The 8,625-nt window shown below is 36.5% G+C and carries 6 protein-coding genes; all 6 read left to right on the top strand.

From position 1 onward, the window contains the following. The first annotated feature begins 162 nt into the window (after positions 1-162). The 6 genes from DNK84_RS13155 to DNK84_RS13130 all read left to right on the top strand — a co-directional run bounded on the left by DNK84_RS13155 (position 163) and on the right by DNK84_RS13130 (position 8,623). Positions 163-3,552: a hypothetical protein gene (locus DNK84_RS13155; RefSeq protein WP_119344932.1), complete on the top strand. Its 3,390-nt coding sequence runs from the start codon at positions 163-165 to the stop codon at positions 3,550-3,552. A gap of 101 nt (positions 3,553-3,653) precedes the next feature. Next, positions 3,654-5,594, top strand: coding sequence for a tetratricopeptide repeat protein (locus DNK84_RS13150; protein ID WP_119344931.1), 1,941 nt, complete (start codon positions 3,654-3,656; stop codon positions 5,592-5,594). 133 nt (positions 5,595-5,727) lie between these two features. Beyond that, positions 5,728-6,507, top strand: a complete 780-nt coding sequence (locus tag DNK84_RS13145; RefSeq protein WP_119344930.1) for an amino acid ABC transporter ATP-binding protein — start codon at positions 5,728-5,730, stop codon at positions 6,505-6,507. A gap of 11 nt (positions 6,508-6,518) precedes the next feature. Further along, complete coding sequence (locus DNK84_RS13140) at positions 6,519-7,262, top strand: transporter substrate-binding domain-containing protein (RefSeq protein ID WP_119344929.1); 744 nt, start codon at positions 6,519-6,521, stop codon at positions 7,260-7,262. A gap of 1 nt (position 7,263) precedes the next feature. Next, a complete protein-coding gene (locus tag DNK84_RS13135; RefSeq protein WP_119344928.1) occupies positions 7,264-7,944 on the top strand; it encodes an ABC transporter permease subunit in 681 nt (226 codons plus the stop codon). After that, positions 7,925-8,623, top strand: a complete 699-nt coding sequence (locus DNK84_RS13130; protein ID WP_162902471.1) for an ABC transporter permease subunit — start codon at positions 7,925-7,927, stop codon at positions 8,621-8,623. The genes DNK84_RS13135 and DNK84_RS13130 overlap by 20 nt, the downstream gene beginning before the upstream one ends. The last annotated feature ends 2 nt before the right edge of the window (positions 8,624-8,625 follow it).

The raw sequence follows: 8,625 nt of genomic DNA, 5'->3' as shown, positions 1-8,625 counted from the left end.
AATAAACAGGTCGCCAACAGAACAGGACGCAAAGAGCCTCGGTGCAGAAAACGCAGAACAAAGACATATCCTCCACTAAAAAAAGCTCGAGGTTTATACAAAAATGCGGCTTAACTTAGTGCCATTAATGATGGTTATTTTGATAAAGATACAAATCAGCTGATGTTCCCGTTAATAGCGCCGGGGAAAAGCGCAACCTTATCCTATAGTGTCTCAGGCAATGTTACTAAGTTTTTGAATAAGCCTGAAATTATTTCTGCACTTAAAAATAATTCCGAAAACAAGCTCATTAAAATTGGGGCAGCAGGCTATCTTGCCAAGTACCCAACGATTAATGTCTCTGTGGCCCCTTATGATTATGTAGCTGGGAAAAAGCAACTGTATTTATCACCAGAAAAGCTTTCAGATACAATAAGCCTTTTTCTACCTGATACGGTGATAAGTGATTTGACTTTAATTCAACCGGATCTTTCTCAAATTGAAACACTAAAAGCCAATGGTATCGAGCTTGTGTTATCATTTACACAGGGCAATACATTTAAGCCTGCTCAACATATGAGTATTACAGCAACAGCGAATGAAAAAGCACAAACCGCTCTGACCAAGTTTGATCTTATTTTTGAAGATGCGCAAAAAAATCGTTATCACGATACCCTCAGCATTAACACGGATGCAACGACACACTTAAGCGCAACTGAGCATAATATTGCGCTTTTAACAAATGGTGTACCCAAGACATTAACAGTTCAAAATACAGGTATATTTAATGCATTATTACCACAAGTGCTCACTACCCTCTTTAATGCACATGGGCTTCATATCATTGATATTGATTGTGCTGGTAAAATTTTATCACCCCAAACAACATGCCAAATAAAGATTATTGCGACCAAAGGTGTTGATCCTGTTATTGATATCACCATCATTGGTGATGAAAAAAACCTTAAAACAGGTGAAAAGCTTATAACCGTGCATACCTTTGATAGTAACAGCCAATTTGCTGAGATACTGCCACTGACGAGTTTACCTGATAAAGCCAAGGTAAACTCACAGCTTAAGTATGCTGTTGAAGTCACGCCATTATTAGATTTAACTCACATAAAACTATTTTTATCTGATAGCATCGCCTCGGCATCGCACTGTATGGGGATGTCAAATGCACAAACCCTTACTGAAGGCACAAAATATATTTATCAATGTAATATCAGCCAGAGCGAGCCATCAAAAGTCTTTGGTCATGTTGAAATTGACTCTGAGGTATTGCCTGATAAAACAATGATTCAACTGCCTTTGATCGATGTAATGTTTGTTAAAGATGACCAATTACCAGGTGATGGACTGGTATTACAAAAAGCGGTTGTTTTTGCCGCAGGTAATACGATTGATTTTACCATTAAGAATAATACTGGCAGCGCACTGCAAGGATTTAATATCGATTTAAGTGGCTTAAGTAATGACTTCATTCAACATTTACAGTTAAAAAATCCACAAAAAGGCATCCATTATGATCAACAAGCTGGGATTATAAGTGTTGAAGATACTTTATTAGCTAACGATCAAAAGCAGGTTTCACTCACACTTGCTTTGTCCCCTGATGCTTTAAAATTATTAAATGATAATGCCCAATTGATTAATGATAATGCGACAAAGCATCAAGCCGTTAAGCTCACCAGTAAAAGCACCCAGGATTACTACCCGCCTTTATATGCAGCAACTGAGCTTTTATCGGGGCTGCCGGATAACATGCCTTACGAGGTCTACGCACAGATTGACCTTATTGCGTCTAATCGCCATACTTTTGGTCGTAGTAATTTATTAAAATATAAGGATCAAGTGATCCCACTTGGTTATTTTGCACCAACGAATGAAAACACTTCGACAACGATTAAGATAAGCTTCAGCCCTTATGCCTCGGATATACTCAAAGCCAACCAAAAAGTATTAGAAAGTCTTAAGGCGCCGGCTATCCAAATCAATGCAGCAAACCTTGCGCCAATTTCACCAATTATTGAAGTTATCCCATCCGCAGTAGATGCACAAAATATCATTGTTGATACTCCTAAAATACAAACCATATATTTTACTAATCATGCTAATTATGCCGTGAGCGTGGTTGATGTTGATAGCGAAAAACTGCCCCCTGGCGTTCAGATACTTAAATCTGGCTCATGCAAAGAAAGCTTGGCTATTCCTCCTGATAATAGCTGTCATATTGATCTTAAAATCACACAGGATGCGCATGGGTCAGGAAGCTTAACACTTTATTATCAACTTACGCCATTTATCACAGCTGACAAAAAGGGCGTACCTTCTTTTTATATTACTTCTGAGATCAGCATCACGCCTGCAGGTGTTAGCTTTAGCGCACCTGATACACTTGAAATACCATTACCTCACAAAGAAGACCATGCCGTTAATATTTATGGTGTAACGTTTCATAACCTTGGAAATTTTGATCTTTACCTTGAAGGCGGACTTAGTAATATAGGAGATGCTATACACCTGGTTGATGCGCAAGGACAGATATTTGACGATGAAAATATCCGTCTACTTAATCGCACCTGTTTTGGCCCATTTTTAGCAGCAAATCAAAGCTGTAATATGCAGATCATGGTAACAAACCTTGCACCGGCTATTGATAATCTAACACTAAGTACAGGTGAGCATGATTTTATCAATATCGATCGTAACAATATAAGTACGGCAAGCTTTGATGTGATAAGACAAGATGCAGCCATTTCAATTGAACAGGCAAATAAGCGCATAAATAAATTAACAATTCATGACAATCAAAAAATAGCCTTACAATTAGTTAATACAGGTGGGAAACAACTCACCATCATCAATAGAGGTATTCCATCATGGTCTGGTGAACAGCCAAATGTTATAGGCTGCATGCAAAATGTAACGCTTGAACCTGGAGAAAATTGCGAAATAACACTTCAAAGTTATGTTGGGGTGGGTCATGGAATATTTGAGGTTTATGCGCAAGATGAAGATCAAAGAAGCGTTACATCAACCCTGGAAATCGAACAAAAACCACAAGAACGTTTAATGTATATTACACCAGGGGTATATATCATACCATTGACGATTGAAATGCCAGATGGTATTTATCAAGGAATAGATGCTGCCAATATGATTTGTAATTACAATCCTGATAAACCGCAAAACGGCAAGACCTTTAAAGCATGGTTATCAACAAGCAGAATCGATGCTAAAGATAATGTAAACGCACAACCAGGTGTCCGCTATATTCGTACAAAAGATGGTGTTTTAGTGACTGATCAATTAGGAAAAGCAGATAAATGGCAAAACATGCCGTTTACTACGAAGCGCTTAACTGACTATCGAATTATCTGGACAGGAACCATCGATTATGCAGGTAATAAGGATATAAATCACAACTGCCATAACTGGAAGTTCTCTTTTAATTTTGATGATCAGGCAAAAGCAATCTTTATGTGGCCTGCTATGAATCATATGGAAATGTTACATAGTCACTGTCATATTCCCAATGCACATCATCTGCTTTGTGTGCAGAGTAATTAAGTGGCTGTGCTGTCAAGTCATTTATAAGTGGTATACAATATAATAAGTTAAAGACCAGGCAGCATAAGGAAATAACGTTGAAGCCAAGCTTTTTATACGCAATGAAGTTATATCAGCAAGGTCAGCTGGAAAAAGCGCAACAGATGTGCCTTTTACTACTAAAAGAAGATCCTAAACACTATGATGCCAACCATTTATTAGGAATATTATACTACCAGTTAAAAGACTTCTCACAATCTGAGCACTTTTTGCATAAAGCGATTTCATTAAATGATAAAGATGCCGCAATTTATTCAAATTTAGGCCGCATTTATGCTGAGCAACATAAGACAGAAAAAGCACTTACTTGTTTATACAAAGCCATACAATTAAACCCTGAATATGCTGCTGCTTACTATAATCTTGGACAACTGTTTTTGCAAAAAAACGACATCTCCCAAGCTATTAACTATTTTAAAAAAGCAATCCAGTTAAATCCAAAACATCTACAAGCATATCTAAATCTTGGATGGTTATTGCAGCAGCAAGAAGCACTTGAACAAGCACTTTATTATTACCAGCAAATTCTATCATTTGATAAGCATTATATTGATGCTTATATCTATATTGGATTATTATTAACTCAGTTAAATCAAAAAGAAAATGCGCTTCAATATTACCAAAAAGCACTATCGATTCAGCCAAATCACAGTGGTATTCATATGAATATTGGCAGCCTTTTTTTAGGCGAAAAGCAATTTGATCAAGCCATTTATCACTATGAAAAGGCCATAGAAATCGATCAAAACAATGAAAAAGCCTATTTAGGTTTAGCTCAAGCATTCACAAGCCTTAACAATATTGATCAAGCTATTAATTGCTATTGCCACTTAATAAATATCAACCCCCAGCATAAAGAAGCTTACGATGGACTTGGGGTTTTATATAAGGAAAAAGGATTACTTGATAAGGCAATTAACTGTTTTACGAAGGCATATCAAATTGATGCAAATAATATTTATGCCTGTATCAATCTTGGTACAAGTTTAAATGAAAAAGGAGACATCGATAAAGCGATTACTTACTTTAATAAGGCCTTACAGATTAATCCTGATTCAGTGAGCGCCCATTTTAACTTAGCAATTAGTTTATTGACCTTATTTGATTTCTCAAAAGGCTGGCAGGAATATAAATACCGTTATCATGATAAAGCCATTGCAAAATTTCCGCACATCTATAAACCAAAAACAAATAAACCTTACTATGAAGGACAACCGCTTTTGGGCAAGACAATTTACCTATATCACGAACAAGGTTATGGTGATATGATTATGTTTTGTCGTTTTCTTCACGTATTATGCCGACAAAAAGCACATGTTGTTGTCTATATTAAAACGCATCATTTACTAAAAAAACTCTACAAGCTTTCTTTTCCAAAAGTAGACTTTGTTGACACACCTTGCACCAAAGACTTTGATTATCATGCGCCAATAATGGATCTTGCTGGTGCTTTAGCAATTAACCAATATAATATGCCTTACAAGGGTGCTTATCTCAAGACAGATAAATCGCTTGTCTGTTATTATCACACACATTTTTTTCAACATGATAAATACAAGATAGGTATTGTATGGAAAGGCAATACAACATACAAACAAGATCATCGCCGTTCCATGGACTTAGCAACTTTTCTTAAATACTTTCAAAAACCGAAAAACTGTCAGTTATATGCTTTTCAAAAAGATCTCACCGAGGATGAGCGCAGGCTATTACATCAGCATGATATCATTGACATTGGCAGTGATTTGAATGACTTTTTAGATACTGCTTCAGCAATGAAGAACTTAGATGTGCTTATTAGTGTTGATACAGCTACAGCGCATCTAGGTGGTGCACTTGATATAACAACCTTTATTATGCTTTGTGCTTTACAGATTGAATGGCGCTGGGGCATTGCAAAAAAGGAGAAAAACAGTTATTGGTATGACGCTGTCACATTAGTTTGGCAACAAACGCCTAATGACTGGCAATCTGCCTTTGATCAACTAAACATCACAAAATGATTTTCAAGTGGTATATAATGGTATTTTGAGCCTTTTGATGAATTTATTTTATCATACAATATAAATAATTCATTTTATTAATCATAAAAGCTCATGTAACTTAGGATGCTACAAAGGGTTGCAAAGAAATATTATGCTAAAAATAAAACAACTACATAAATCCTACGGCCAGGATGATGTCTTAAAAGGGGTAGACTTACAGCTTGAACAAGGTAAAGTTTTGGTGCTTTTAGGCCAAAGTGGTTCTGGTAAAAGCACTTTACTTAAATGTATTAATCAATTAGAAAAACCAACTTCTGGCACGATTGAGTTTGACCAAACTATTTATCATTTCAACCAACATACCAAGTATAACCATAAAAAACTTCAAACCTTACGCTGCCAGGTTGGCATGGTTTTTCAACACTTTAATCTCTGGAGCCATTTGAATGTTATTAATAACTTGACACTTGCACCTAGAAAACTTTTTAAAACGCCAAAAGCACAGATTCTTGCAGAAGCAGAGCACTTATTAAAGAAGCTTGGCTTAGAGAATAAAAAACGTCATTACCCATGCATGCTATCAGGTGGGCAAAAACAACGTGTATCAATTGCCAGAAGCTTAATGATGAAACCAAAGCTTATGTTATTTGATGAACCCACTTCTGCTTTAGATCCTGAAATGGTTGGTGAAGTATTAACCCTCATTCAAAGTTTAAAACAACAAGGTATGACAATGGTTATTTCAACCCACGAAATTGCCTTTGCTAAGCGTATTGCAGATAAATTCGCTTTTATTAATCAAGGTCAGGTTTGTGAACAAGGTGATGCCAGTATTATCGACCAACCTGCCACTGCGCGATTACAACAGTTTTTAAATTTAATTCAACATCAACCAGGTGAAGCTTCTGCAAAAGAAGTATTAACCGCTTAAAGGGGGATCTCATGAAAAAAATCAGCTTAATGCTCTTATCAATAGCATTTGTAACAACAGGCTTTGCAAGCAGTACAACAACTCTTCGCTTTGCAACCAATGCAACCTACCCACCTTTTGTCAGCGTGAATGATAAAGGGCAAATGATTGGATTTGGTATTGATGTTGTTAACGCACTTTGTCAGCAAATGAAAGTTAAATGTGAAATCACGGATACTGCCTGGGATTCGCTTATTCCTGCTTTAATGATAGGAAAATATGATGCTATTTTTGGCGGGTTATCAATTACAAAAAAACGGGCGAAAGTCGTTGATTTCACAAAACCTTATTATAAAAATGCAGCGACTTTTATTATCAATAAAGACAAGCCTCTTACACTCACTCAAAAAGGGATGCAAGGCAAAGTTATTGGTTACCAACAAGGTAATACCTTTGGGAGCTATATCACATCAAACTACGGTACAGCGGTCAAACTTAAAGCATACCCATCACCTGCTTTGGCTTTTATGGATTTAAAAGCCGGAAGAATCAATGCGCTTATCCTTGACCGCCCGGTTGCCGTGAGCCTGTTAAAAGCTGAAAAAACCCGTCAATATGTCACACAAGGACAATTACACGATCAAGCTTTTGGTATTGGCAATGGAATTGCAGTTAAAAAAGGCAATACCATATTGCAAAATCAGTTAAACCAAGCGATTGATCGCCTGGAAGAAAATGGCACATTGACAAAATTAACATATAAATGGTTTAATTAATATGCCATCAATAAATTATTTCTGGATGATTCTAACCGGCACTAAAATCACTTTACTTATCTCAATATTCGCACTGGTTTTTGGCCTTTTTCTAGGGATTATTGGCAGCGTCTTAGAAAAAGCTATTTGGCCAATCCGTACCCTGGCTTATCTTTGGCATTTATTGATACGTGGATTACCTGAGATTATTGTCATTTTTATTTTTTATTTTGGCATGAGTGTTATCTTGAGTGAATTGTTAGGCACGTATATTGAAATCAGTGCCTTTATTGCTGGCGGCAGCGCATTAGCTATTATATTTGGTGCCTATGCGTCACAAATTTTTATTGCAGCCTCAAAAGCCATTGACCAAGGACAAATAAATGCGGCAATAGCCCTTGGCATGTCAAAACGACTTATCTATTTTAATATTAAGTTACCCCATATTGCCAAGCATGCTTTTCCTGGATTAATGAATCTATGGCTTGTGGTTTTAAAAGACAGTGCAATTGTATCAGTTATTGGCGTTGTTGATATCATGCGTGGTGCACAATCTGCAGCTGCTGAAACTTACTCACCAATGATTTTTTATGGGTTTGCTGCTATTTTGTATCTCTTATTAACCAGTGCTTCCTTGTTCATTGGGCGCTTTATCAACCAAAAATTGCATCATGGGATGGAAAATGTTCGAATTAGTTTATGATTATGCTGGCATCTGGGCACATGGCATTTGGTTGACTATTGAGCTTACTTTATTAGCCATAATTATTTCTTTACCTTTTGCCTTGTTTTTAGCCTGGGCAAAACTGCAACATAACCATGTTGTCAGTACAATAATTAACAGCTATCTTTATATTGTTCGTGGCACACCATTTTTAATACAGTTATTTATTATTTACTATGGCAGTACCCAAAGCGCATGGCTTAATCACTCATGGCTTGGGGGTATTCTAGGAGATGCATTTATCAGCGGCCTTGTTGCGTTAGTTATCAATGCTTCAGCCTATGCTTGCACACTTTTTTATGGTGGACTGCAAAACCTGGATCGTGATGAAGTATTAAGTGCACAAGCCATTGGTTTGACGCAATTTCAAAGCTTTATATATGTGATGCTGCCCAACTTATTTATTCGTCTTTTCCCTGCTTATATCAATGAAATCATCATGGTATTAAAATGCTCAGCACTGGTAAGCACTATTGCTATTCTAGATATTACTGGATCAGCACAACTTATTATCAGTGACAGCTACCAAAGTCTGAACACTTTATTTATTGCTGCAATTTTTTATACCTTAATAACCATTGCCATTGTCATACCACTAAAACAGCTTTACAACAAGACAACCCAAAAATATCATGATGATCGTTATTTATCTATTTAGTC

The organism is Facilibium subflavum (genome assembly GCF_003574485.1).
GTDB lineage: Bacteria > Pseudomonadota > Gammaproteobacteria > Francisellales > Francisellaceae > Facilibium > Facilibium subflavum.
The sequence above is the reverse complement of the archived record's forward strand: the minus strand, read 5'-3'. Positions and strand labels throughout refer to the sequence as shown.

What these genes read in the sequence shown, in the direction of transcription:
- DNK84_RS13155 (WP_119344932.1), top strand. Translation starts at nt 163, where the DNA reads ATGTTCCCGTTAATAGCGCCGGGGAAAAGCGCAACCTTATCCTATAGT.
- DNK84_RS13130 (WP_162902471.1), top strand. Translation starts at nt 7,925, where the DNA reads ATGTTCGAATTAGTTTATGATTATGCTGGCATCTGGGCACATGGCATT.
- DNK84_RS13150 (WP_119344931.1), top strand. Translation starts at nt 3,654, where the DNA reads ATGAAGTTATATCAGCAAGGTCAGCTGGAAAAAGCGCAACAGATGTGC.
- DNK84_RS13135 (WP_119344928.1), top strand. Translation starts at nt 7,264, where the DNA reads ATGCCATCAATAAATTATTTCTGGATGATTCTAACCGGCACTAAAATC.
- DNK84_RS13145 (WP_119344930.1), top strand. Translation starts at nt 5,728, where the DNA reads ATGCTAAAAATAAAACAACTACATAAATCCTACGGCCAGGATGATGTC.
- DNK84_RS13140 (WP_119344929.1), top strand. Translation starts at nt 6,519, where the DNA reads ATGAAAAAAATCAGCTTAATGCTCTTATCAATAGCATTTGTAACAACA.